The organism is Candidatus Binataceae bacterium, from assembly GCA_035508495.1.
GTDB lineage: Bacteria > Desulfobacterota > Binatia > Binatales > Binataceae > JASHPB01.
Map to the genome: position 1 here is coordinate 14,957 of DATJMX010000047.1, position 23,551 is coordinate 38,507.

General features: G+C 62.2%; 24 protein-coding genes. 16 read left to right on the forward strand and 8 right to left on the reverse strand.

The genetic code is table 11. The annotated features are described in order from the left end of the window. The first annotated feature begins 58 nt into the window (after positions 1 to 58). The 3 genes from VMA09_15360 to VMA09_15370 all read left to right on the forward strand — a co-directional run bounded on the left by VMA09_15360 (position 59) and on the right by VMA09_15370 (position 2,279). Positions 59 to 1,060 (forward strand): alpha/beta hydrolase, encoded by a 1,002-nt coding sequence (locus VMA09_15360; GenBank protein HUA34985.1) that lies wholly within the window; start codon positions 59 to 61, stop codon positions 1,058 to 1,060. Between the two features lie 84 nt (positions 1,061 to 1,144). Then, positions 1,145 to 1,792, forward strand: a complete 648-nt coding sequence (locus VMA09_15365; GenBank protein ID HUA34986.1) for a glutathione S-transferase family protein — start codon at positions 1,145 to 1,147, stop codon at positions 1,790 to 1,792. 85 nt (positions 1,793 to 1,877) lie between these two features. After that, positions 1,878 to 2,279 (forward strand): DUF202 domain-containing protein, encoded by a 402-nt coding sequence (locus tag VMA09_15370; protein ID HUA34987.1) that lies wholly within the window; start codon positions 1,878 to 1,880, stop codon positions 2,277 to 2,279. An 11-nt stretch (positions 2,280 to 2,290) separates the two neighbouring features. Here VMA09_15370 and VMA09_15375 read toward each other — a convergent pair whose 3' ends face one another. Then, positions 2,291 to 2,575, reverse strand: a complete 285-nt coding sequence (locus VMA09_15375; protein HUA34988.1) for a hypothetical protein — start codon at positions 2,573 to 2,575, stop codon at positions 2,291 to 2,293. A gap of 120 nt (positions 2,576 to 2,695) precedes the next feature. On the opposite strand from VMA09_15375, the gene VMA09_15380 reads away from it, so the two are divergent. Both VMA09_15380 and VMA09_15385 read left to right on the forward strand, forming a co-directional pair. After that, positions 2,696 to 3,517 carry a hypothetical protein gene (locus VMA09_15380; protein HUA34989.1) on the forward strand — a complete coding sequence of 274 codons (822 nt, stop codon included), beginning with the start codon at positions 2,696 to 2,698 and terminating at the stop codon, positions 3,515 to 3,517. Then, complete coding sequence (locus tag VMA09_15385; protein HUA34990.1) at positions 3,501 to 4,775, forward strand: lyase family protein; 1,275 nt, start codon at positions 3,501 to 3,503, stop codon at positions 4,773 to 4,775. Before VMA09_15380 ends, VMA09_15385 begins: the two co-directional genes overlap by 17 nt. A gap of 181 nt (positions 4,776 to 4,956) precedes the next feature. Here the strand turns inward: VMA09_15385 and VMA09_15390 are convergent, their stop codons facing one another. Beyond that, positions 4,957 to 5,928 carry an MBL fold metallo-hydrolase gene (locus VMA09_15390; GenBank protein HUA34991.1) on the reverse strand — a complete coding sequence of 324 codons (972 nt, stop codon included), beginning with the start codon at positions 5,926 to 5,928 and terminating at the stop codon, positions 4,957 to 4,959. A 118-nt stretch (positions 5,929 to 6,046) separates the two neighbouring features. Beyond that, a complete protein-coding gene (locus VMA09_15395) occupies positions 6,047 to 6,766 on the reverse strand; it encodes a hypothetical protein (protein ID HUA34992.1) in 720 nt (239 codons plus the stop codon). A gap of 218 nt (positions 6,767 to 6,984) precedes the next feature. On the opposite strand from VMA09_15395, the gene VMA09_15400 reads away from it, so the two are divergent. Then, positions 6,985 to 7,770 carry an SDR family NAD(P)-dependent oxidoreductase gene (locus VMA09_15400; protein ID HUA34993.1) on the forward strand — a complete coding sequence of 262 codons (786 nt, stop codon included), beginning with the start codon at positions 6,985 to 6,987 and terminating at the stop codon, positions 7,768 to 7,770. Positions 7,771 to 7,778: 8 nt separating this feature from the next. Beyond that, positions 7,779 to 8,870, forward strand: coding sequence for a hypothetical protein (locus VMA09_15405; GenBank protein ID HUA34994.1), 1,092 nt, complete (start codon positions 7,779 to 7,781; stop codon positions 8,868 to 8,870). Here the strand turns inward: VMA09_15405 and VMA09_15410 are convergent. Next, the gene (locus VMA09_15410) at positions 8,863 to 9,789 is read right to left on the reverse strand and encodes a LysR family transcriptional regulator (GenBank protein ID HUA34995.1); all 927 of its coding nucleotides are present in this window, start codon (positions 9,787 to 9,789) and stop codon (positions 8,863 to 8,865) included. The genes VMA09_15405 and VMA09_15410 overlap by 8 nt on opposite strands. A gap of 112 nt (positions 9,790 to 9,901) precedes the next feature. On the opposite strand from VMA09_15410, the gene VMA09_15415 reads away from it, so the two are divergent. Continuing rightward, on the forward strand, positions 9,902 to 11,155 hold the full coding sequence (locus VMA09_15415) for an MFS transporter (GenBank protein ID HUA34996.1): 1,254 nt from the start codon (positions 9,902 to 9,904) through the stop codon (positions 11,153 to 11,155). On the opposite strand, the gene VMA09_15420 is transcribed toward VMA09_15415, so the two are convergent. The 4 genes from VMA09_15420 to VMA09_15435 form a co-directional block, all read right to left on the reverse strand. Then, positions 11,142 to 12,398 (reverse strand): amidohydrolase, encoded by a 1,257-nt coding sequence (locus VMA09_15420; GenBank protein ID HUA34997.1) that lies wholly within the window; start codon positions 12,396 to 12,398, stop codon positions 11,142 to 11,144. The genes VMA09_15415 and VMA09_15420 overlap by 14 nt on opposite strands. A gap of 516 nt (positions 12,399 to 12,914) precedes the next feature. Further along, on the reverse strand, positions 12,915 to 14,240 hold the full coding sequence (miaB, locus tag VMA09_15425; GenBank protein ID HUA34998.1) for a tRNA (N6-isopentenyl adenosine(37)-C2)-methylthiotransferase MiaB: 1,326 nt from the start codon (positions 14,238 to 14,240) through the stop codon (positions 12,915 to 12,917). 50 nt (positions 14,241 to 14,290) lie between these two features. Next, positions 14,291 to 14,770, reverse strand: a complete 480-nt coding sequence (locus VMA09_15430) for a PadR family transcriptional regulator (GenBank protein ID HUA34999.1) — start codon at positions 14,768 to 14,770, stop codon at positions 14,291 to 14,293. A gap of 247 nt (positions 14,771 to 15,017) precedes the next feature. Further along, positions 15,018 to 15,416: a PPOX class F420-dependent oxidoreductase gene (locus VMA09_15435; protein HUA35000.1), complete on the reverse strand. Its 399-nt coding sequence runs from the start codon at positions 15,414 to 15,416 to the stop codon at positions 15,018 to 15,020. Positions 15,417 to 15,649: 233 nt separating this feature from the next. Between VMA09_15435 and VMA09_15440 the strand changes: the two genes are divergently transcribed. The 8 genes from VMA09_15440 (at position 15,650) to atpC (ending at position 22,220) form a co-directional block, all read left to right on the forward strand. Next, the gene (locus VMA09_15440; protein HUA35001.1) at positions 15,650 to 16,198 is read left to right on the forward strand and encodes a polymer-forming cytoskeletal protein; all 549 of its coding nucleotides are present in this window, start codon (positions 15,650 to 15,652) and stop codon (positions 16,196 to 16,198) included. An 88-nt stretch (positions 16,199 to 16,286) separates the two neighbouring features. Next, positions 16,287 to 16,742, forward strand: a complete 456-nt coding sequence (locus VMA09_15445) for an ATP synthase F0 subunit B (GenBank protein ID HUA35002.1) — start codon at positions 16,287 to 16,289, stop codon at positions 16,740 to 16,742. Positions 16,743 to 16,745: 3 nt separating this feature from the next. Beyond that, on the forward strand, positions 16,746 to 17,318 hold the full coding sequence (locus VMA09_15450) for a hypothetical protein (GenBank protein HUA35003.1): 573 nt from the start codon (positions 16,746 to 16,748) through the stop codon (positions 17,316 to 17,318). Beyond that, positions 17,315 to 17,848: an ATP synthase F1 subunit delta gene (gene atpH / locus VMA09_15455; protein HUA35004.1), complete on the forward strand. Its 534-nt coding sequence runs from the start codon at positions 17,315 to 17,317 to the stop codon at positions 17,846 to 17,848. The genes VMA09_15450 and atpH overlap by 4 nt, the downstream gene beginning before the upstream one ends. Positions 17,849 to 17,869: 21 nt before the next feature. Further along, positions 17,870 to 19,408, forward strand: coding sequence for a F0F1 ATP synthase subunit alpha (gene atpA, locus VMA09_15460; GenBank protein HUA35005.1), 1,539 nt, complete (start codon positions 17,870 to 17,872; stop codon positions 19,406 to 19,408). 15 nt (positions 19,409 to 19,423) lie between these two features. Further along, positions 19,424 to 20,329: an ATP synthase F1 subunit gamma gene (gene atpG, locus VMA09_15465; GenBank protein HUA35006.1), complete on the forward strand. Its 906-nt coding sequence runs from the start codon at positions 19,424 to 19,426 to the stop codon at positions 20,327 to 20,329. A gap of 32 nt (positions 20,330 to 20,361) precedes the next feature. Continuing rightward, entirely contained in the window at positions 20,362 to 21,786 is a 1,425-nt protein-coding gene (atpD, locus tag VMA09_15470; GenBank protein HUA35007.1) for a F0F1 ATP synthase subunit beta, read from the forward strand. Positions 21,787 to 21,797: 11 nt separating this feature from the next. Then, entirely contained in the window at positions 21,798 to 22,220 is a 423-nt protein-coding gene (gene atpC, locus VMA09_15475) for an ATP synthase F1 subunit epsilon (protein HUA35008.1), read from the forward strand. The last annotated feature ends 1,331 nt before the right edge of the window (positions 22,221 to 23,551 follow it).

Here is a 23,551-nt window from a genome sequence, read left to right on the forward strand (position 1 = left end):
ATCGCGCTAGAATCAGTATCGGTGGCGACGTCCAAAGCATCCGCGCGGAGTTACAATCGTGGCTGAACCCTTGAGGAAACCTTCAGAAGCCGAGGTGCGCGGCGAACTGATATCAGAGCAGGTGCGCCGCCATGCGTGGATCAACATTGCCGGACCGCTCGCGGCTTTGATCCTTGGCGTGCTCGCGGCGGCGTTCTATCTGAAGCCGGTCGCGATGCTCCGCGAGATCCAGCTCGCGCAGCTCGGATGGGCAGGAGTCACGCAGAACGATATGGCCGTGAACAACGGCCTCATGACCTACATGATCACCGGCGGATACTCCGGGATGGATCCCGTCATCATGATCCACGGCCTCGGTCCCAATGCCGCGCTGGTATGGCGCGACGTGATGCCGCTGGTGGCCGAGGCGCACTACAAAGTAATCGCGCCGAACCTCATGGGCTTCGCCTCGTCGGAGCATAAGCAGGTCGACTATACGATCGCGTACCAAGCGGCGGCTGTCGGCGACCTCATCGACAAGCTCAAGCTCGATCACGTGAACATCGTAGGCGACAACCTCGGCGCGGATGTCGCGCTGTACTATGCCGTTGAGCATCCCGACAAAGTGGAGAGGCTGATCCTGGTCGGCGGCGGACTAATCGGCAAGCGCGGCGCCGATCGGATGCGCAAGCTGATTCCGAGCGACGTCAATTCGATGCGCGAGCAGGTCGAGGCGAGCTTCTTCGGCCTGCCCACGATGCCTGACTTCATCTACGAACGGATGATGGAGGAGTACGCGGGGGACCTGCAGGCGCAGACCGACATGCTGAACTCGGTGCCGACCGACGAAGCGCATATCCGTTCCAAGATTGGCCAGATCTTCAACACGCTGACGATCATCATCGCGTGCGGAAAGAACCCGTACTTCGGCTACGCCGAGGGAGCGGCGCTCAATGCCGCCCTGCCCGGCTCGGCGATGGTGAAGTTCAAGACCTCGGGATTGTATCCCGAGCTCCAGTATCCGGAAGACTTTGCTGAGTCGATCACGTTCGTTTTCAAGCAGACCGAAGGTGGCACTTGAGCCTCCCGCGTCACAATTCGGAGTTGCGATAAAGGCGGGCGCTCTGCGATAAGCGGAGCTGCGACCGACAAAAGGAGCCCAGCGATGAAACTTTACAATATGAATTTGTCCAACTTCGCGACCAAGTGCCGTATCGCGATTTACGATAAAGGCATCAATGTCGAAATGGCAGCGATCCCGGGCGGCGATCTGCATTCGGCCGAGTATGCGAAGGTCAATCCGCTGGGCAAAACGCCCGCGCTCGAAGTCGACGGCCTCGTGATTCCCGAGTCCGAGGTCATCAATGAATATCTCGAGGAGAAGTTCCCCACGCCGCCGCTGCTGCCGAAGTCGCCCGAAGATCGCGCCAAGGTGCGCGTCGCGACGCGCTTCCACGACCTCTACCTCGAGCCTCCGCTGCGTGCGCTCTTCGGCCAGATGAATCCCAAGACCCGCGACGACAAGGCGGTTAACGAGAAATTGACTGAGCTCAACGGCCGGCTCGATCAGCTCGAGAAGATGCTGCTCGATGGCGGCTTCGCCTGCGGCGATTTCTCGCTCGCCGACTGCGCGCTCGCGCCCACGATGTTCTTCGCGACGAACCTGCTCGGAATGTTTGGCGCCAAGCCGCCGCTCGAAGGGCGCCCCAAGCTCACGAAATGGTGGAACCACGTGCAGACGCGGCCGTCAGTCAAAAAGGCCCTCGCCGAGATGGCCGAGGCACTGGCCGCGATGAATCGCGGCGGCCGCTGAGCTGAAATTCGCGCGTAGCGATCAGACCGCCCGCACGTTCTCTGTCCCCTCTCTTAATCCAGGGCCACGGAGAGGGCGTTAAATATTGGTATTCTCACCGATCACGATGGCCGACGAGCGCTACGACGACCCGCGAATCTACTTCGCCGCAGAACGCACCTATCTATCCTGGATTCGGACCAGCCTTGCACTGATGGGATTCGGCTTCGTGGTCGCCCGATTCGGTCTCTTCCTGCGCGAGCTCGCCGCCACCCAGGGCACGGCCTTCATCCGTGCGAGCCAATATTCGCCGTGGGTAGGAGTGCTCATGATCGCCGGCGGCGTCACGCTCCTCGGCGCCGCCACCTGGCGTCACTTCTACGTGATTCGCGAGCTAAAGCGTGGCACTGACAGTTTTCGCAATCCTTCCGTGCTGGCTATTGTGCTTGCCGCCCTGCTCGGCGCGGCCGGCGTCGCTCTCGCGATTCACGTGCTGCTCATCGAGTAACTGCTGAGCGATTATTGATTGCCGCCGCCACCCTCGTTCATCCGCTTCATCATTTGCGGCGTGATGCAGAAGAGGACGTCTTCCTTGCGCACCGCGCGGTTCATGCAAGTGCCGTTGGCCGTATCGCCGTTGCCCCGAGTGAAGTTGCATTGCGCACCTTCGTTTTTTCCCACGCACGCGGCCTGAATCCGTCGAACCATTTCCGCGCGGTCGGGCTTGCCGGAATCCTGCGCGAAAGATGCAACCGGCGCCAACAACATCAATCCAGCTGCGACCATCAACAAAATCTTCTTCATTGGGTTCCCTTTCGTTCGCTCTCGCGAATGGTAATACGAGTCGAATCGTTCCGCGTTTCCAATTACGATCGGGCTCGATCCAAGTTCCACCTCGAAACGGCTGAGGGGAGGCCCTTGCGCATGGAAGCATCGCAGAAATCCGCCGGCACGTCGCCTGCCGCGCTGGTCGATTTGAAGCGTTACCCGATTCTCGATCTCACGACTGATGCGGCGCGCGCGCTCACGCGGCATTGTCGGCAGCAGCTAGACGAAACCGGAGCGTGCGAGCTGCCGGGCTTTCTCAAGCCCGCGGCCGTCGAGATGCTCGTGCGCGAAGCTGACGAGCTGTCAGCAGGCGCCTACCACAGCGTCGCGCGCGGTACGCCCTACCTCGAACCGCCCGATCTGGCGCTCGCCGAGGATCATCCGCGGCGGATACTCGACGACACTTCGGTCGGAGTCGTCGCCTACGATCAGTTTCCCGCGGCTTCTCCGATGCGCCGTCTCTATGAATGGAATGGGCTGATGGAATTCATCGCGGCGGCTCTGGGCAAGGAAAAACTCTATCGCTATGCGGACCCGTTCGGCGCGCTCAACCTCGCCGTGATGGGCGACGGCGAGCGGCTGCATTGGCATTACGATATGACCGACTTCGTCACATCGATCGCGCTGCGCGCGGCCGAGCGCGGCGGCGATTTCGAATACGTGCCGCTGATTCGCAGCGCGGCCGAGCAGAACTATCCGCGCGTGCAGCGCCTGCTGCTCGGCTCGAGCGACGGCGTCGTGCGCGTGCCGATGAATCCCGGCACGTTGCTGCTCTTCGAAGGCCGCAACTCGATTCATCGCGTGACGCCGATCGCCGGCGCGACGACGCGCCTCGTCGCGCTGCTCGCGTATGACACCAAGACCAACACGAAGAGCAGCAAGCTTCTGCAGATGGCGCGTTATGGCCGCACGGCGTAAGCGCCGCATCGTTTCCGCATCCAGTCGAATCGAGCGCGACAGCCTGGGCGAGCTCGCGGTGCCGTCGTCGGCGCTCTATGGAATCCAGACCCTGCGCTCGCTTGCGAATCTGAGCTTCTCGCGACGCACGCTCGGCGCGGTACCTGAATACGTTCGCGCACTGGCGCAAGTAAAGAAGGCCGCGGCGCTTGCGAATCGCGACGCGGGCGTGGTCGGCACGAGCATCGCAGCCGCGATCGCTCGCGCGTGCGACTCACTCATTGGCGGGGACCATCTCGACCAGTTTCCGGTCGATCCGCTGAGCGGCGGCGGCAGTATCGCGATCAACATGAATATCAACGAGGTGATCGCGAACCTTGCCAATGAAACGCTCGGAGGTCAGCGCGGCGCGTACGATCGCGTCAATCCCAAGACGCACGTGAACGCATCGCAATCGACGGCGGATGCGTGTCAGACGGCGGCACGGATCGCGATCGTCTCGCAGTGGCCGCGGTTGCGCGCGGCGCTCGATGCCTGCATTGCTGCGATGCGCGCGAAGGAACGCGAGTTCCGCCGCGTCATCACGGTCGCGCGCACGTGTTTGCAGGATGCGTCGCCGGTCGCGCTCGGCACGCTGTTCGGCGGATATGCGGCAGCGATCGCGCGGCGCGCATCGGAGATCGATCGGGCGGTCGACGCTCTGCACCGTATCAATCTGGGCGGAACCGCCATTGGCTCAGGCGAGAGTGCGCCACTCGGGTATCGACGTGTGATCGTGAAACGGCTTTGCGAGGTCACGGGCCTCAGGCTCGCGCGCAAAGCAAATCTCTTCGATGCCGCGCAAAATATCGACGAGCTGGGCGCGCTCGCCGCTGCGCTCGGACTGCTCGCCGAGGTGTTGCTCAAAGTCGCACAGGATCTGCGCCTGTTGTCATCGGGGCCTGAAGGCGGCTTCGGCGAAATTCGTCTTCCGGCGGTGCAGGAAGGCTCGTCGTTCTTCGCCGGCAAGATCAATCCTGTTATCCCCGAAACGCTGATGCAGTGCTGCTTCCAGGTGCTCGCATGCGAACGCGCCGCGCGCCTCGCGCTGCAGCACGGCGAGTTGAATCTGAATGTCTTCGAAGGCGTCGCAGCCGCGAATATCCTCGACGCAATCGCGATGCTCGAGCGATCGCTCGCGACGTTTACGGAAAAATGCGTGCGAGGAATCGAGGCCAATGAAGCTCGCTGCCGCGATCTAGCAAAGCGCTCACGATTTCGCAGCAGCTATTCAACATAGCGCCCAGCGAGTGTCATCTGAAATCGATGGCCACCATGCCCCTGTGGGGGCCACCAAGATTTCTCGACTCCGCAGACTCCGCTCGAAATGACAGAGGGCGGCGGCCGCTTGTGATGACGGAAAGACTCAGAATCGAGGGCGCGCAGCGCCTTCCTTTTTTCTGAGGCTGTGACGCTCGCGATTACTTCCTACGCTCGCGATGCAGCTTTGCCATCAGGCTGAACAGGTCCGCTACGTTCGCCGTCATCTTGCCGCCTGAAAATTCGCGGTAGAGCGATGCGACGTTAACCGCGATTCTTTCCGCGTCGCCCCACGACGAGTAGTCCGCGAGCGAGATGTCCTGCGCGGCTTCCGCCATCGGCATCCCGGCGTCGTAACGTTTGCGCGCTTCGCGTGTGATGTATTCGAGGTAGCCTTTCACTTCGGCGACGCCGCCCTTGTCAGTGATCGGACCATGGCCGGGCACGACAGTGTCCACATCGAGATCGAGCATGAGCTGACACGCCTTGACCCAGTTCGCGACCGGTCCCGCCCAGATAATCGGATGGCCGTAGATAAACAGGATATCACCGGTGTAGATCACCCGGTCACTCGGCACGTATGCGAGCACATCGCCCGCAGTGTGCGCCGGCCCGACCTCGATCAGCCGCACGGTCTTGTTACCGACCTTGCGCGTCATCTCGTGCTCGAACGTCACCGTCGGCATCGTTACGTTGATGCCCTCGAAATCGAACGGCGCGAAGATTTCGGCGAAGAAGGCGCCGGCGTCGCCCATCGCCTTGGAGTTGCGCTTCATCTCGGCGAGCCGTCCCGCGCCGCCATCATGCTTCATTTCTTCGGCGCACGCCTTCGAGGCGATGATCTCGGCGCCGTGCACGAGCTCGTTACCGAAACAGTGATCGCCGTTGGAATGCGTGTTGACGAGCGTGCCGATCTTCTTCGCGCGCGGCTCCGCATCGCGCATCACGTCGAGCATCTCTTGCGTGAGCTTCAGGTCGAAAAGCGTATCGACCAGCAGCGACTGATCGCCGTCAGCGATGAGTCCTGCGTTGCTCCATCCCCACGAGCCGTCGGGCTGCAGATACGCGTAGCATCCGTCGCCCACTTCCTGGAGACCCTTCTGAAATGCCCACTTGCCCGCCGATGCGCCCATCGTCCGTACTCCTCGCGAATCGAATCGCTCCGCTCGCTTTAACATCCCAAGCCAGCGCGGTCCATTGCTCGAGCTCAAGGAACAGTCGGCGCCTCGACTTTCGATGATCGCAAATTCGCTACTGGCAGTAGAAGCCTGGCCCAAACACGTCTTGGTTGGGACAGGTTGTGGGGTCGCATTTGGCGGGAAGGGTTACTTGGCCTGGTGTATATTTGAAGTTCTGCAGCACGATCCATTCATCCAGCGCAGGGTCGAGCAGATTCTGAAGTCCGTAATGTAACACCTTCCAGAACTTGCCTGGATTTCCCGGATCGACATAAAAATCGCCTTCCATGATTGGCAGCCGCACCGGGCCTGGCTTCGATTCGGTTTCACCGAACATCACGCCAATCCTGAAATGGTTCACCAACCTCAGGTTATCAAGCAAAATCTCCGGCCCGACATAACGCGAACTGTTGAGGCACGCGTTCAACGTGTTCAGGGTGAGTCGCCCAAGACAGACGCACTTATTCGAATAAGGTGGTGGCGGTTCGTCGTACGGCCAGTTTTCAGTAAGCGTATAGAGTTCGCCGTTGTAAATCAGATTTGTGAAATAAACCGTATCCGCGGTGCTTCCAGCGGTCATCTGGAGATTGCCGTTGCTTCCCTGCCAGATGAACGGAACATCCGCGCCAAGATCCTTGACGATGTATCGACCCTTCCACTGAAAATCGCGCGGGATTTGCGGGGCGGCCGGCAAGGCACCTGACGAGCCTGAAGACGTGTATCCAGCGAGAACCGCCAGCATGAGCAAGGTCGAGACAATCCCGGGTTTTCGTCTCTTTGTCTGAATCGGCATCGCCTTGACCTTTGGTCGATTGGCAGTCGGGTTCGGCTGTCAGCATGACGATGAACAGTGCGGGCCGCATAATAAAACTGCTCAGAACTGAGCGCAACGGCATTAACTGCGGCAAGGATGAGTGCCCGTCAGTTCGTTAAGATCGTCGCCTCTTCTAGCCGCCGGGCGGCGTTGATAAACCATACGTGCTTACTCTCGATCCTTTAGGAGCTTTGGCGATGGATTTGGGGCTTCGGGGCAAGGTTGCTTTGATCACGGGTGCGACACGCGGGCTGGGACGGGCGATGGCCGAAGCGCTCGCCGCGGAGGGCATGAGCGTTGGGATCTGCGCGCGCGATGCTGACCAGGTGAGAGCCGCGACTGCGGCGCTGCAGCAAATATCGTCGCAGCATGGCGGTCAGGGCGCGATCGGACGCGCCTGCGACGCGACGCATTCGGGTGCGATGCAACAGTTGGTCGACGAGCTCGCGAATCGTTTCGGCGGCGTCGATGTCCTCGTCAACAACGCCGGTGCGGCGCGGCCGGGAGCGCTGGCGGAGCTGCCCGAATCGGCATGGCAGGAGCAGTTCGATCTGAATCTCTTCGCGCCGGTGCGCCTGGCGCGGATCGTCGCGCCGATCATGGAAAAGCGGGGCGGCGGCTCGATCATCAACATCGGATCGATCTACGGACGCGAGGCCGGCGGCCCGCTGACATACAACGCGTCGAAAGCGGCGCTGCATTCGTTCACCAAGATGCTGGCGCGCGAGTTCGCGCCCAGGGCGATTCGCGTCAACACTATCGCGCCCGGCTCGATCCTCTTCCCAGGCGGAGTCTGGGAAACGATCTTCAAGGAGAGCCCGGCCTTCGAGAAGGATTTTATCGCGCACGAGTTGCCGGCCGGTCGTCTCGGCCGCGCCGACGAAGTCGCGTACGCGGTCGTGATGCTCGCGTCGCCGCACGCGAGCTGGATAACCGGCACCTGTATTCCCGTGGATGGCGCGCAGGGGCGCTCGATTCTCTGATCGCCTCGATGCGTAACAAGTTGTGGAGTCTGGCGGCGCTTGCGCTGGCGCTCGGTGGATGCGCCGCGCCGCTGCCGAGCACCGAACTGCCGCCGACACGACTCGTCGCGCCCGCGCGCGAGTTTCCCGAGCTGCGCGACTATCGCGGCGTGGTCGATCTGAAACTCAAACCCGCGGGTCTCGACCAGGCGGCCGTCGCTCAGCTCGCGCGCGATGCGCAGCTCGATTTTGTCGCACTCGGCGATCGCGTCACTTCAGGACCTAGCGACTACGGAATCAGCGGCTACACATCCGAGATTCTTTTCATCGCGGGCGGCTCGTTCGCGGTCGGCGGCGGCGAAATCGTCGGCGTCAATCTGCGCGATGCGATCAATCCACCCTCGAGCGCGTCCGATCTAATCAGCGCGATTCACGAGCAAGGTGGAATCGCAGTCGCGGGCGACCCGTCGCGCTTCGCATCGCCGGCAGACTACGCACTTGCCGATGCCCTCGAAGTTTACAGCCAGTCAGCGGCGTGGGTGGCGAAGAGTCCAACCGCGCTCAAGCTCAGCGCGATGTTCTTCAGCACCGACCGCTTCCTCGCGCATCTGGATCAGATCGATCCACACGATATGTTCGCTTACGATCGGTTGGCGGCAGGCGCCCGAGTCACTCTTCTGGCGGGATTCGGGTCGGCGCCGAACATGAACGTCTTCGGCGCGACGGTCGGCACCTATCAGCAATTGTTTCTTTTCAACGCGACGCATCTGCTGGCCACCGAGCGCAGCGTCGATCCGCTCGTCGACGCGATGAAACACGGCCGCGCGTATATCAGCTTCGATTTCCTCGGCTACGTCGATAACTTCGCGTTCTACGCGCAGAACGGCGACGCGCGCACGATCATGGGCGACGAAACCTCGTTCGCGCCGGGCCTCAAGCTTCGCGCCGAGCTGCCGGCGCAGGCTGACAAGATCGTTATCTACGGCAATGGCAGTGAGGCCGCATCTGCCGACGACGCGACGGAATTCGAATTCGCGCCGAAAAGCGCGGGCACCTACCGCGTCATCGCGTATCGCAACGGATGCCCCTGGATCATTTCGAATCCCGTCTATATCAGGTAGTTAACGCGCGTTGCTTTGGAGCCCGCGCTTTGGCGATATCGCGCGCGCCGAAGCGGAGCAGTTGCCGCTTGTGCTCGAAGACCTCCGCGATCGCATTTGCGACGATGCGGATTCGCGCGACGCGCCGCAGATCGCGATGCATGATCACCCAGACCGGGCGCAGCTCGGGTGCTTCGCCGGGAACGAGCCGCACCAGTCCCGGATATTCATCGCCGACGCAGCACGGTGCCACTCCGATTCCGACTCCCGCCGCCATCGCTGCGAGCTGGACGTACGGACTGTTACTGAACAACACCGTGTGAGCACCGCCAAGTGTTTCGTTGAACCAGCTCGGCGCAGTCAGGTAGCCAACCGACGTATGCCCCTCGAGATGCTGTCCGCTCTTCGGGACGCCATGTGCGCCGAGATAGGCGCGCGACGCGTAGCGCGTCATACCGAACTCGCCCAGCTTGCGGCAGACCAAATCGCCATCGCGCGGCCGCACAAATCGGACCGCGACATCAGCCTGACGCCGCGCAATATCGACTGGCCGCGGATGCGCGACGATATCGACCTGGAGCTGCGGATGCGTCGCGGCGATCTGCGCGAGCGCCGGCACGACGACGACCTGCGCCAGCAGCTCAGTCGTCGCAACGCGCACGAGGCCGCTGAGCCGCGCATCGTGTCCCGCCACCAGCCGATCGACCGATGATGCCGCGTTCTCCATCGCCTCGCATTCGCTGAGGATCGCCTCGCCGGCGGCTGTGGTTGCAAATCCTTCAGGCGTGCGGTCGAAAAGCTTCGAGCCCAGCTCCTCCTCGAACGCCGTGAGCCTGCGGCCGACCGTCGCGTGATCGACGCCGAGCGCGCGCGCCGCGCCGGAGAGACTGCGATTTCGCGAAAGCGCGAGGAAGAAGCGCACGTCATCCCATTGCCACATCGCGCGGGCTCCTGATGTGAATTTGTGCACAGTAGATGTGCACACATCTCTAATTCCACATCATCTATGCGATCGCAAGGATTGGCCTGTAACGTAACGAGCGAGGCGAGCAATGAAGGATGAGCGCAGGCAGCAATGGATAATCGTCGCGGTGCTGTTCGTGACAATGTTCCTGATTTGGGGACCGATCAACGCGAGCAGCGTCTTCTTTATTCCGGTGGTCAAGCACTTCGCATGGAGCCGCGCACTGTTCTCGCTGCTGGTCGCGACGGCGCCGCTGGCCGCCGGCTTCAGCAGTCCGGCGCTCGGCTCATTGATGGACCGCTACGGCGAACGGCGCATCATGATCACGGGCGCGGCGATGGTCGGGTTGGGCTTCCTGGCGCTCAGCCGCGCGGACTCGGCGATCGCCTTCCTTGCGGTCTTTATCGTGCTGGGTGTCGGTATCAGCGCGTCAACGATTATCCCGACGGCACTCGTGCTCACGAACTGGTTCCGCGAGCGGCGCGGCCTCGCGCTCGGAGTCGCGTTTTCTGGAATCCCGCTCGGCGGCGCCGGCGTCACGATCCTGGCTAACCGCATCGTGGAGCATGGCGGCTTCCGCGCGGGTTATATCGCGATGGGGCTGCCGATCCTGTTTGTCGTGATTCCACTACTCGCGATCTTCATGCGCGCGCGCCCGATAGACGAGGGCGATGAGACCGTATCGGACGCGATGCAGGAAGCGCTGCCGGGCCTCGAAGTGCGCGAGGCGCTGCGCTCGCGATCATTCTGGCTGTTCGGGATCGCCGACCTGGTTTTCGCAATGGCGGGAGTCGGCCTGCGCGTGCACCTGGTGCCGCTTCTGACAGGAATTGGCTATTCGGCGACGGCAGCGGCGGAGATCTTCGGTGCGATGTTCCTGTTCAGCGCGGTCGGCACGTTCCTGGTTGGCCGCATCGCCGATCGGATGGGAGGTCGCGCGACGCTCGCGATGATCTTCGTGATAGCCGCGGCCGGAATGGCGGCGCTGCTCGGCGCTTCGCATATCGCAGCGGTCGCAGCATTCATCGTTATCTTCGGGCTGGTCAGGGAAACGCCGCCGGCGCTGGTTCCGATCGCGCTCACGGAATCGCTCGGCCGCAGGCGGCTCGGCACGCTGCTCGGAATCCTCGCGCTCTTCAACACCTTCGGATTCGCGATCGGACCGGTGATCGCGGGCGGCATCTTCGATCGCTCGGGCAGCTACACCGGCGCGCTGGTGCTGTTCGCCGCGTTAGCGCTGATCGCGATGCTCGCGATCCGCGCCACGCTCCCGCTCGCTGAAGAAAAAACGCGCCTCGAGCTTGCAGGAGCGGGCGCGGCCGAGCCGCTTACTTCGCGCTGAGCCAGTTGAGTGCGCCTGCGACGAGGGCGTGCACGCCGGTCGTGAGCGTCGGCTCGACGATCGGCGCGAACAGCGGCGAGTGATTACTCGGGATTTCGTCGAGACGCCCTTCGTCGCTTGCCTTCTTCACAATTTCCGGATCGAGGCCGCCGAAGTACCAGAAGACCGACGGCACGCCCGCGGCGACGCCGAACTCGCCGAAATCCTCGCTCGCATTGACGAGCGGGACCTCGTGAATCTTGTCGTCGCCGAAATGACGGCCGAGCGCATTGACGGTGCGGCCGGTCGCCTCGGGATCGTTGGTCAGGATCGGGAAATTGTTGAGCGGACGAAACTCCGGCGCGCGCGGCGCGTCGGAGGCCGCCGCCTCAGCCACCGCGATACGCTTGATTGCGTCGAGCACGCGCTGCCGCACGGGCGGCGAGAAGGAGCGCACGTTGATCTTGATCGTGGCCTGGTCGGGAATGATGTTCTCCTTCGTGCCCGCGTGCAGGCTGCCGACCGTGACGACGACCTGGTCGCTGGGCGCCACTTCGCGCGCGACGATCGTTTGCAGGCGCAGCACGAGGGAGGCCGCCATCACGATCGGATCGATGCTCGATTGCGGACGCGAGCCGTGACCGCCGCGGCCGAAGAGTTTGATCTCGAAGCTGTCGGCCGCGGACATCGTGATTCCCGTGCGCCAGTAGAGCGAGCCCGCGGGCGACGGGATGACGTGCTGACCCAGCACGACCTCGGGCTTGCCGAAGCGATCGAAAAGGCCGTCGTTGATCATGGCGCGCGCGCCCGAGCCGATTTCCTCGGCAGGCTGGAAGACCATCATGAGTCGCCCGCGCCATCGATCGCGATTGCGCGCGAGCAACGCCGCCGCGCCGCACAGGCATGTGACGTGCAGATCGTGCCCGCACGCGTGCATGAGAGGAACCGGCTCGCCATCGGGATCGACGCCCGTGGCGGTGCTCGCATAGGCGAGTCCGGTTTGCTCGCGCACGGGGAGAGCGTCCATGTCGGCGCGGAGCAGCACCGTCGGGCCGACGCCATTGTCGAGAATTCCTACCACGCCGGTTTTACCGATGCCGGTGCCAACGGTGTAACCCTCGGCGCGCAGGATATCAGCGGCTTTGGCGGCGGTGCGCGTCTCCTGCATCGAAAGCTCAGGGTTCCGATGCAGGTCCTGGTAGAAAGCCGTCAGCTCGGGTCGAATCGAATCAAGTCCGGCAAGAATCTCAGTCAAAGCATCCACGATTATGTCTCCGCGACGGAGTCATCTGCATAACGCGGTGGTGGACTTTTGGGAAGCACGCGCCGGGCTGTGGCGGGCGGGAATATATGCGCTTTCTTTCGGTCAGCCTGAGGCAGTCGGGCGCGATCCTGAGGAAGCAGATCGCGATCCGGCGAGGACATAAGCGAACAGCCTCAAGTCGATCGGGCACGTCAATCCGGCGAGGAAGATCGTCAGATATATCGGGCAAGTGCGCACCCAACTGGCGTTCTTGCCCGGTGTGGCTGCGAAATCGCTGGCGATCGAGCGCCAGGCCCACACGTATGCGGGAAAGAAAATCAGAACGATCGCAGCGCCGGTTGCCACATACAGGGCGATCACGGCGAACAAATTGATGAACACGTCCCAAGATGGAATTTTTGAGGCTTCGTCGGCCGTGGCAGGTCTGCTCCGACAGCGAGCGCGCGGCTCCAACTTACCTCACTGATTGTCGATCCGAAAACCGCCGCCGCCAGTCAATTTATGGCCGGAGATCCACTATACCATTGAGCAGAGGAGTGAATGGCCCGTGGCAGAATCAACACGCACGCGTGCCAGGGCGCCAACGCGGATTCCTTCGGCGGCAGGGAAGACCGCGGTTTTGAATTGCGGGGTTTTGCCGGCGAGCATTGCGTTGCCGCGGCGCGCGGGGCCTTCGACGAGGACCTCGAACTCTGTGCCGATACTTGCGAGGTTGCGCGCGAGCGAGATTCGCTCCTGGAGCGCGATCAGCTCGGCCAGCCGCGCGCCTTTTTCTTCTTCGCTGACGCTATCGCCGAGTTTGTAGGCGCGGGTGTTCTCGCGCACCGAATATTTGAATGTAAATGCGGAGTCGTAACCAACCTCGCGCACCAGATCGAGCGTGGCGCGAAAGTCGGGTTCCTCTTCGCCGTGGAAGCCCACGATGATGTCGGTTGAGAGCGCGAGCGTAGGGATCGCGTCGCGCAAGCGCGCGACGAGCGCGAGATATTCGCTGATGGTGTAGCCGCGTTCCATCGCGGCGAGGATTCGATCCGATCCCGACTGCACGGGCAAATGCAGATACGGCTGGACCTTCGGCTCGGTCGCCATCGCGGCGATCAGCGAATCGCTCATGTCGCTCGGATGCGGCGAGGTGAAGCGGATTCGCGCGATCTCGTCGATCTTCGCGATCTCGCGGAGCAGCGCGCCGAAATCCGTATCGCCGTGGCGATAGGCGTTGACCGTCTGCCCGAGCAGCACGACTTCCTTCACGCCGCGCTCGGCGAGCTCGCGAATCTCGCGAATCAGATCGGCGGGCGCGATCGAGCGCTCGCGGCCGCGCACGTAGGGCACCACGCAAAAGGTGCAGAACTTGTCGCATCCGCGCATCGCCGTGACGTAGGCGCGAAGCGAGCCGTCGTGATCGGGCGTGATATCGGCGTAAGTCTCGGCGCGATCGAGGCGCACGTCGATCGCCGGATCGAATCCCGCCCGGCCGAGCATCTCAGGCAGGCGGCGATAGCTGTCCGGTCCGGCGACGAGATCGAGGTACGAAGCTTTCTCGACCAACGCGGCGCGATTGTGCTGCGCCATGCATCCGAGAAGCCCGAGCTTCACCTCGGGGCGCCGATGCTTGAGTTGCGCGAGGTGGCTCAGGCGTCCGAGCACGCGCTCCTCGGCATGCTCGCGAATCGCGCAGGTGTTGAGCAGGATTACGTCGGCATCCTCGGGCCGCTCGGCGCTCGCATATCCCGCGCGGCGCAGAACGGCAGTAACCGTCTGCGAGTCGGCGATATTCATCTGGCATCCGTAGGTTTCCAGGTAAACCCGCGGAGCGGACTGATTGTGAGCGCGTTCCGCCATAAGAGCGAAAGGCGATTTTAGGCTACGCGCGACGCCCGATACAACGCGATTCAGTCGCTGTCGCGCAGAGCGTCGAGCTCGCGCAGCGCCCGCTCGAGGATGTCGCGCACTTTGTCGAAGCGCGATTCTGTGGCGCGCTCGCCAGCGACGGCACGGAAGGCGGCTTGCACGAGGCGCTCGGCTGGACCGCGGATTTCGGCGGCATCGGGATCGAATGCGTTTCGCCATCCAGCGAGGCGACGTGCGCGCCACCATATGCGGCGGACGATCTCGTCTTTGGCGCGCAGTTCTTCCCGACCGGCGTCGGTCGCGCGATACGACTTTTTGCCGTCGATCATTTCCGACGCGATCAAGCTTTCATCTTCGAGCTGCTGGAGCGTCGGGTAAACCGTACCGGCGCTGGCTTTGTAGACGCCGCCGGAGCGGTCCTCGAGTTGGCGCATCAGCTCGTAGCCGTGCGTCGGGCCTTCGGCGATCATCGAGAGGAGGGCGAGCCTGACCTCGCCGGGGCCGAAGAAGCGTCCGCGCATCGCCATCATACCGGCGACATGCCATGGCCGCGGGCGGTGAAAGTGACGGGTACCACATCCAAACATCGGTGGGCTGCCTCCATCTTGCGAGATGCGGTAAATATATCGTACGATACATCTCGCAGCAAGCACCAGCTCTCGTTCTGGCCGAAAAATATAATGGGGTGGGAAGGGAGGCCCGCTCCGCTATATTTTTTCCTCAGGCAGGAACCGCCGAAGAGTTTCTGTCTATCAACAGCAGTATTGATCAGCCGCTGGCTTGGACGGACTTGGGATCGACCTCGTAGATCACGCGCTGCTCGCCAGCCTGACGAAACGGATACTTATCCTGTCCGAGATATTTCTTGGCGAGCGAGTCGATATGCGCGTCGGCGCCGTTCTCGGTCTCGCTTATGATCGGGCCGCGAATCTGGACGTAGCGATACGGATTGTCAGGATCGAGCACCGCGATCGCGATCTTTGTCCCAACTTTCATATTGCGAGCTTTCACACGCCCGCGCGCCGTGTTGATACGGATGCGCCCGTCCTTGTAGTCGAACCATACCGGGGTCACCTGCGGCGAGCCGTCGGGCATGATGGTCGCCAGGTTGGCGAACGCCTTCTTGCTGCCGAAGAGGTCGAGATATTTTTCTGGAATCGATGCCATCGCGTGGGCTCCTTTTCGATGGTTGTCTACGAATGCGGTTGCTTTCCTTCGAGGTTAACCGTTGGCTCATGCGAGGCAACGGCGAATCTGATTAAGCGCGCATGAACGCGCTTTTCTTTTCGATCACCGCCGACAAATTTGACAGACCGCAATTGCATGAGTTAATAGCCAAGCCTAAGCTCGGGATACTCGCAGTACGGAACCAATCCGTGTGCGTCGAGGAGTGTGTTACGATGGCGCTTTTCAACAAGGAACCGGAAAAGAATCCAGCCAAGGTCCAGCCCACGGCGACGCCGGTAACTTCTTCGCCATCTCCTGCACCGACGCAGCCGGTTGCTGCGGCAGGGCCCGCACCTGCATCGCGTCCGGTGGCGGCTCCGGTGCAAGCGCAGGCTTATCTCGATCGGGGATCGAAAGTCAGCGGCAAGCTCTCATTTGAAAGCGCCGCGAAGATCGACGGCGAAGTCGATGGCGAGATCCACGGCAAGGACGGTCTGACGATCGGCGAGAGCGCCATTATCACCGCGCAGATCCGCGCCACTTCCGTGGTTGTATCAGGCAAGGTCAGCGGCGATATCACGGCGACGCAGCGGATCGAGATTCGCGCCTCGGCAAAGGTCAACGGCAACATCGCAGCCCCGGTGCTGATAGTTCAGGAAGGCGCATTGTTCGAGGGTCATTGCTCGATGCAGCCAGAGGGCGTGCGCGAGGATCGCAAGGTCACGGTATTTCCGGTTGAGGAACGCGCGGCGCAGGCTGCGGGAGGACACAAATCGGCTTGACCATCCGCGGCCTCTGAATCGTTCGCATCTCCGGCTCGAAACACTATGAAGACTTGCGCAAATTACCCCGCAGGGGAGGTGCGGTAATATGCACATCCCACCGAACTGGGGGATCTACTTCACTCTCATTGTTTCCTTCCTGGTTTTCTGGTTTATATTCAGCCGGCTGTTTTTTCGCCCCTTTCTGGATCTGCTGTCGCGCCGCGAGAGCAGGCTGAAAGACCTGAGCGATCGAACCGAGCAGCTCATTAAAGAGGCCAGGGCTGCGGACGAGGCGCGCGAGAAGCGGCTCGGCGACGCTCGCCACGCCGCGCTCGAGCGCCGCGATACCGAGCGCCGCGCGGCAGAGGCCGAAGCCGCAAAGAAGCTCGATGCGGCGCGAACCGAGGCGCGCGAGATGCTCGACGACGCAAGGGGCAGGATCGATCAGGAGTTGAGGAGCGCTGAGCGCGAACTCAGTCAAATGGGCGAGCGCCTGGCAGCCGAGCTCGCCGAGCGTGTACTGGGCCGGCCGCTTAACGGATCGCGCCGCAGCGTGAATTGAACGATGAAGAAGACAATCATCAGCGTGACCGCAATCACGGCCGCGTTGTTGCCTGCGATTGCGCGCGCCGCCGAAGAGGCGGGGGCCGAGGAGCACGGCTCATGGCTGGTGCTGGCGTGCTTCGCCGTCAACTTTGTGATCTTCGTTGGCATCATTCAGTATTTCGCCGCGCCCTTCATCTCGAAATTCTTCGCTGACCGATCCACCCAGATTCGCGGCACGATTTCGCGCGCCGAAAGCGCCTTTGCCCAAGCGCAGGATCTCGCCAACAAGGCGGCGGCGCGGAGCGCCAACCTCGATGCTGAAGTCGTCACGCTCCAGAAAGAAATCGAGAACGAGACCCAGTTCCAGGTCAAGAAAATCGCCGATGCGGCAGTGGCTGCGGTCGAGCGCCTTCATACCGACGTCTCTCTGACCAGCAATGCGTTGGCCGAGGCGGGACAGCGCCGCGTTCGCGAGGAACTGGCCGCGGTCACCGCCAGCCTCGCCCGCGATTTGATCGCGCGCAGCTTCGATTCATCTGATCAGCAGCGCCTGGTCGAAACCTTTACCGAGCGGCTGGAGGGCGAGCGATGAAAGGCTCGCGGGTCGCCAAGCGCTATGCTCGCGCGCTGCTCGAACTCGCAGAGCGGAGCCAGGTCGAGAAATGGGGCGAGGAGCTCGATCAGCTTGCCGCGATCGTTTCGGATCCTCAACTGCTGGTTAAGCTCACGTCGCCCGAGCTTTCCCACACGGCGCGGCAAGAGGCGATGGGCAAGATCGCCGAGCGGCTCGAACTCGGCTTCCCGCTGCGATCGTTCGCCGTCGTCGTCGCGCGTCACGGCCGAATCGCGGAGGTGCCAGCGATTGCCGAGGCGTATCGCGATCTGGTCGATCAACTGCTCGGCCGCGCGCGGGCGACGATTACATTCGCGGTGCAGCCTACCGACTCGGACGTCGCGCGGGTCGTCGCGGGGCTTGAAGGAATCGCGAAGAAAAAAATTATTCCAACCACGATGGTTGATCCGGCGCTGCTGGGCGGCGTCGTGGCAGAATTTGGCGGCAAGATTTATGACGGCAGCCTGGCTACCAGGCTGGCGGAGGCACAGCGCCGGATGGCGGGTTGATCCGGCCCTTGAACTACATCTATGGCAGAGATTCGACCATCTGAAATCAGCGAAATCCTGAAGAACGAGATTAAGGGTTTCGAAGGCAGTATCGCCGTGCGCGAGACCGGCCGCGTGCTGTCATGCGGCGACGGTATCGCGCGCATTTACGGCTTACAGAACGCGGCCTCGGGCGAGCTACTCGAGTTTCCGCACGGCGTCTTCGGGATGGTGTTGAACCTCGAAGAAGACAATGTTGGGGCCGCGCTGTTCGGCGATCCGCAGGCAATTGCGGAAGGCGATGAAGTGAAGCGCACCGGCAGAATCGCCGAGGTTCCCGTCGGCGAAGGTCTGCTGGGCCGTGTCGTCAACGCGCTCGGTCAGCCGATCGACGAGAAAGGGCCGATCAAGGCGGCAGAGACGCGCCGAATCGAGATCAAGGCGCCCGGTATCATCAAGCGCCAGCCCGTCAAAGAACCGCTGCAGACCGGGATCAAAGCTATCGACTCGATGCTGCAAATCGGCCGCGGCCAGCGCGAGCTTATCATCGGCGATCGCCAGACCGGTAAGACCGCGATCGCGATCGACACCATCATTAATCAGAAGGGCCAGAACGTTCACTGCTTCTACGTCGCGATTGGCCAGAAGCGCTCGACGATCGCACAGGTCGTCGAACGCTTGAGCCGCTTCGGCGCGATGGAGTACACGACGATCATCTCCGCGACCGCCTCCGAAGCGGCGCCGCTGCAGTTCATCGCGCCCTACACGGGCTGCACGATGGGCGAGTACTTTCGCGATACCGGCCGCCATGCCCTTCTGATTTACGATGATCTCAGCAAGCATGCACAGGCGTATCGCCAGCTCTCGCTCTTGCTGCGCCGTCCTCCGGGCCGCGAGGCGTATCCCGGCGACGTTTTCTATCTGCATTCGCGGCTGCTGGAGCGCGCAGCCAAGATGAGCGCTGAGATGGGTGGCGGCTCGCTCACCGCGCTGCCGATTATCGAAACGCAGGAAGGCGACGTTTCGGCATATATCCCGACCAACGTCATCTCGATCACGGACGGTCAGATCGTTCTCGACAAGGACCTCTTCAACTCGAACGTTCGACCCGCGGTGAACGTCGGCCTCTCGGTTTCGCGGGTTGGATTTTCCGCCGCCGTGAAAGCGATGAAGCAGGTCGGCGGCACGCTCAAGCTCGATCTCGCGCAATATCGCGAGATGGCGGCGTTCGCACAGTTCGGCTCCGATCTCGATCCCGCCTCGCAACGTCTCCTGAATCGCGGCGCGCGGCTAACCGAGATGCTCAAGCAGGCGCAATATTCGCCGCTGCCGGTCGAGAAGGAAGTGCTCCTGATATACGCCGGCAACGAGGGTTTCTTCGACAAGCTCGAGGTCCCGCAGATTCGGCCGTTCGAAGATGCGATGTTCGGGTACTTCGAGTCGACCGCGCCCGAGGTGCTCGCCACGATTCGCGACAAGCGCGAGCTGAGCGACGAAGTGCGCGCCAAGATGAAGTCCGGGCTCGAGGAATGCGAGAAGCGCTTCCTCGCGGATCAGAAGGGGAGCCAGGCTGCGGCGTAACGCGCAGATTCGAAAATGGCCTCACTCAAGGCAATCCGGCGCCGGATCGCATCGACCAAGTCGACTCAGCAAATCACGCGCGCGATGAAGCTGGTCGCGGCCTCGCGCCTGCGCCGCGCGCAGGAAGCGCTCGCCAATTCGATCCCCTATAGCGAAGCGCTCGCGCGCGTCGCTGATTCGCTCCTCACTTCCGAAGGAATCTCGGCGGGTCCGCGCGAGAATGCGCAAAAGCGCGCGCTGCTCGTCGTGATCGCCTCGGACCGCACGCTCTGCGGCGGCTACAACGCCAACGCGATGCGACTGGCGGATGAAACGCGCCGCGAGCTCGAAACCAGCGGAATCGCGATCGAGCTTTTCGCCGTCGGCAAGAAGGCCGTCGATCATCTGCGGCGCAATCGCACGCCGGTCGCGATTCAGCGCATCGACAATATTCCCCGGCTTGCGACGATTGGCCTCGCGCGCGATATCGCCGCCAAGATTCTCAACGATTATCGCAGCGGTGCGATCGATGAAGCTGGAATCGTGTACACGCGCTTCCGCTCGGCGCTCGCACAGTTCCCGACCTACGAAAAGCTGCTGCCGGTGAAGCCTCCCAGCGAACACGGAATTCGCGACGACGGCGAGCTGCACGGCGGCGTCGCCAAGAGCGAGGCGGGCAAGCTCGACTACCTCGTCGAGCCGAGCCGCGAGGAATTGGTGCCGGTCGTATTGCGCGGCTACCTCGAAGCATCGATTTATCATGCGCTGCTCGAGTCCGAAGCGAGCGAACAGGGCGCGCGGATGACTGCGATGGACTCGGCGAGCAGTAACGCCGCGAAGATGATCTCCTCGCTCACGCTCGAGATGAACCGCGCGCGCCAGGCGCAGATTACCAGGGAACTGATGGATATCGTCGGCGGCGCCGAGGCGCTGCGCGGCTAACGTTCGAACTTATCAAGCGGGAACTCTTTACCATGAGTGCAACATCGCAAGGACAAATCAGCCAGGTGCTCGGCAACGTCGTTGACGTGCAATTCGTCACCGGCCTGCCGCCGATCTTTTCGGCGCTGCGTGTCACGAATCCTTCGATCAGCGACAAGGCCGGCAACCTCGTGCTCGAAGTGCAGCAGCACATGGGCGAAAACGTCGTGCGGTGTATCGCGATGGACTCGACCGACGGCCTCGTCCGCGGCATGGAAGTCGATAACACCGGGGCGCCGATCTCGGTGCCGGTCGGTCCGAACACCCTCGGCCGCATCATGAATGTTACCGGTGACGCGATCGACGAGCGCGGTCCGATCGAGGGCACCAAGGCGATGCCGATACATCGCGAGGCGCCCTCCTTCGCGGACCAGGGCGTCGAGGCTGAAATCCTCGAGACGGGGATCAAGGTTATCGACCTGATTTGTCCATATGCGCGCGGCGGAAAGATCGGGCTCTTCGGCGGCGCGGGCGTCGGCAAGACGGTTACCATTCTCGAGCTCATCAACAACGTTGCCAAGCAGCACGGCGGCGTGTCGGTGTTCGCCGGCGTAGGCGAGCGCTCGCGCGAAGGCAACGATCTCTACGGCGAACTGACGGAGTCGGGCGTTATCGCGAAGACCGCGCTGGTGTACGGGCAGATGAACGAGTCGCCGGGCGCGCGCGCGCGCGTGGCGCTCACGGGAGTCACGGTCGCCGAGTACTTCCGCGACGATGAAGGCAAGGATGTCATCTTCTTCATCGACAATATCTTCCGCTTCCTGCAGGCGAACTCCGAGGTGTCGGCGCTCCTCGGCCGTATGCCGAGCGCCGTCGGTTATCAGCCGACGCTGGGCACCGACATGGGCGAGCTTGAGGAGCGCATCACAACCACCAAGAAAGGATCGATCACGTCGGTGCAGGCGATCTATGTTCCTGCCGATGACTACACCGACCCCGCGCCGGCCACGACATTTACGCACCTCGACGCGGTCACGGCGCTCGATCGCAAGATTTTCGAAAAGGCAATTTTCCCGGCGGTCGATCCGCTCGGTTCGAATTCGCGAATTCTCGATCCCCAGGTCGTGGGCGAGGAGCACTACAACGTTGCGCGCCGAGTGCAGGCAATCCTCCAGCGCTACAAGGACCTGCAGGACATCATCGCGATCCTCGGGATGGAAGAACTGTCGGCCGAGGACAAGCTCGTCGTCGCACGCGCGCGCCGCGTCGAGCGCTTCCTGTCGCAGGCGATGTTCGTCGCCGAGCCGTTCACGAGTATTCCGGGCCAATACGTGAAGCGTGAGGATACGGTGCGCGGCTTCGCCGAGATCCTCGACGGCAAGTGCGACGACCTGCCGGAGCAGGCGTTCTATCTCGTCGGCACGATCGAAGACGCGCGCGCCAAGGCCGAACGGCTCGCCCGCGGCGAGGCCCGCTAGCGGGAGTATCGATGGCGGAGACCTTTCAGCTCAAGCTGGTCACGCCGACGGGCGTCGTCTACGATGGCGCCGTTGTCGAAGTAACAGCGACCGGCCCCCTGGGCCAGTTCGGCGTGTTGGCGAACCACATCAACTTCATCACGTCGCTCGTTCCCGGCATCCTCGACGTATCGGAGCCCGACGGCGCCCACGAATACTGGGTAGTATCGGGCGGCCTCGCCGAAGTCCGCGATGGCGTGATGACGGTGCTGGCCGATACTGCGGAACCGACAGCCAAGGTGAGCGAATCCGAAGCCAAGCGCGAAGAACAACTAGCCGACGCGAAGGTCTCAACCATGAGCACCTACGACGCCGACTACCCCCAAGCCAAGCACGACCTCGATTTAGCCCGCGCCAAAGTAGAAGCCGCCAACCTCCAACAATCGCGGCATTAAGCGGGCTCCAAGTAGCGGCCACGGCCGGACGGAATATGGTGGGGCGGGCGTCCCTGCCCGCCATTAATTTGGCGCGCCGCGCGCCTTCCATCTCCGTGGGGCCAGTCTCCCGTGCCTTTCGTTGTCGTGTGACCACTGGTGAATCTGCCGTTACCGTCAGCCACGAGCTGCATTGACCCTGCATATACAACTATCATCGGTTCTCCTACGGCGGCCGGAAATTCTGCTCCAGTCAGGCTGCATTCGATAGTTCCGCGCAAGGTCGCAGCACTTGATGCGGCGGCCCGCGCAGGGGCAGCGTCCTTTATCAAGAGAAGCGCCGACGCCAATGCGACAGCAAAGCGAAGCTGCCCGTGTGTCGATCCGTCCCCGCACGCTGAGGTTCTCGCAGGAAGAGAGACAAACATATAGACCTCCCTTTCACTGATTGGCGTTCTTCGTAGCTGCGGTGCTCAATACGATCCGATTGTGGCTCTCGAACAGAGGTGCGAAGGCTTCAACGTACGAGGGCGCCCCAGACGTGATCTGGCAGGTGACGTCGGTGCGCGAACATCTGAAATCCAGCCAGTATTCCTCCGGGCCGGGTCCTTCGCCCGGCCGCGCTTTGCACTGCACGAATTGACCGTCCTGAACACAGAGGATCCGCTCGCTAACGATGTCGGCTCCTGCGTTGCCGCGGTCCTCTACGAATTCGCAGGTACTCGAAGAGTTTTCTTTGCCGAGCAGATTCTGACAGTGAGCGAAAACGCCAGCGATCGGATCAGAGCCGGAGGCTTCTCTCACGGCAGGCGCTTGACTTTGTGTCGAACAGCCCGCCAGGACGAGAACTAAGCTGGAAGCTACAAATTGACGATAACGCCGTGTGAACCTCGTTAGCTTTGCCACTGGGTCACCGCCGAACCCCAGCAACATAGCGCATGTGACGGTCTCCGTCCCAAGGAGACGCTGCTCTTATCAGTTAGTCACGCGAGCGAGGTGCAGAATCGCGCTCCACAAAACTCCGCCTCGCAAACTCCTCCCCTGGCCGGGCAAGGGAGAGGTTCTGCGTCTCGCTCAAAGCGAGAACGCTTTGCGTACCGAACCCTACGGACTTATGCTGTGGAAAAGAGTCGACGGTCGCTGAACCCGACGGTTAACTTTTCGGTGGATGCTCTCAAGATAAGGAAAGGGATTAATATCGTCGGCGGCGAGGCTCAGACCTAATCGAGCGAACGGCGATGGTTAATCACGAAAAGCGAGCGCTTGCGCGACGGCTTGTTAGCCAGCTAGCCGAGGGCGCGATCACCAACGACGATTTCGAATCTGAGTATCCTTCGGATCGAGGCGATCCC

Coding starts and splice junctions, on each gene's coding strand:
- VMA09_15365 (HUA34986.1), top strand. CDS start 1,145: ATGAAACTTTACAATATGAATTTGTCCAACTTCGCGACCAAGTGCCGT.
- atpC (HUA35008.1), top strand. CDS start 21,798: ATGGCGGAGACCTTTCAGCTCAAGCTGGTCACGCCGACGGGCGTCGTC.
- atpH (HUA35004.1), top strand. CDS start 17,315: ATGAAAGGCTCGCGGGTCGCCAAGCGCTATGCTCGCGCGCTGCTCGAA.
- atpA (HUA35005.1), top strand. CDS start 17,870: ATGGCAGAGATTCGACCATCTGAAATCAGCGAAATCCTGAAGAACGAG.
- VMA09_15430 (HUA34999.1), bottom strand. CDS start 14,770: ATGCGCGGACGCTTCTTCGGCCCCGGCGAGGTCAGGCTCGCCCTCCTC.
- VMA09_15415 (HUA34996.1), top strand. CDS start 9,902: ATGAAGGATGAGCGCAGGCAGCAATGGATAATCGTCGCGGTGCTGTTC.
- VMA09_15395 (HUA34992.1), bottom strand. CDS start 6,766: ATGCCGATTCAGACAAAGAGACGAAAACCCGGGATTGTCTCGACCTTG.
- VMA09_15400 (HUA34993.1), top strand. CDS start 6,985: ATGGATTTGGGGCTTCGGGGCAAGGTTGCTTTGATCACGGGTGCGACA.
- VMA09_15450 (HUA35003.1), top strand. CDS start 16,746: ATGAAGAAGACAATCATCAGCGTGACCGCAATCACGGCCGCGTTGTTG.
- VMA09_15410 (HUA34995.1), bottom strand. CDS start 9,789: ATGTGGCAATGGGATGACGTGCGCTTCTTCCTCGCGCTTTCGCGAAAT.
- VMA09_15435 (HUA35000.1), bottom strand. CDS start 15,416: ATGGCATCGATTCCAGAAAAATATCTCGACCTCTTCGGCAGCAAGAAG.
- VMA09_15445 (HUA35002.1), top strand. CDS start 16,287: ATGCACATCCCACCGAACTGGGGGATCTACTTCACTCTCATTGTTTCC.
- atpD (HUA35007.1), top strand. CDS start 20,362: ATGAGTGCAACATCGCAAGGACAAATCAGCCAGGTGCTCGGCAACGTC.
- atpG (HUA35006.1), top strand. CDS start 19,424: ATGGCCTCACTCAAGGCAATCCGGCGCCGGATCGCATCGACCAAGTCG.
- VMA09_15405 (HUA34994.1), top strand. CDS start 7,779: ATGCGTAACAAGTTGTGGAGTCTGGCGGCGCTTGCGCTGGCGCTCGGT.
- VMA09_15380 (HUA34989.1), top strand. CDS start 2,696: ATGGAAGCATCGCAGAAATCCGCCGGCACGTCGCCTGCCGCGCTGGTC.
- VMA09_15390 (HUA34991.1), bottom strand. CDS start 5,928: ATGGGCGCATCGGCGGGCAAGTGGGCATTTCAGAAGGGTCTCCAGGAA.
- VMA09_15385 (HUA34990.1), top strand. CDS start 3,501: ATGGCCGCACGGCGTAAGCGCCGCATCGTTTCCGCATCCAGTCGAATC.
- VMA09_15375 (HUA34988.1), bottom strand. CDS start 2,575: ATGAAGAAGATTTTGTTGATGGTCGCAGCTGGATTGATGTTGTTGGCG.
- VMA09_15440 (HUA35001.1), top strand. CDS start 15,650: ATGGCGCTTTTCAACAAGGAACCGGAAAAGAATCCAGCCAAGGTCCAG.
- miaB (HUA34998.1), bottom strand. CDS start 14,240: ATGGCGGAACGCGCTCACAATCAGTCCGCTCCGCGGGTTTACCTGGAA.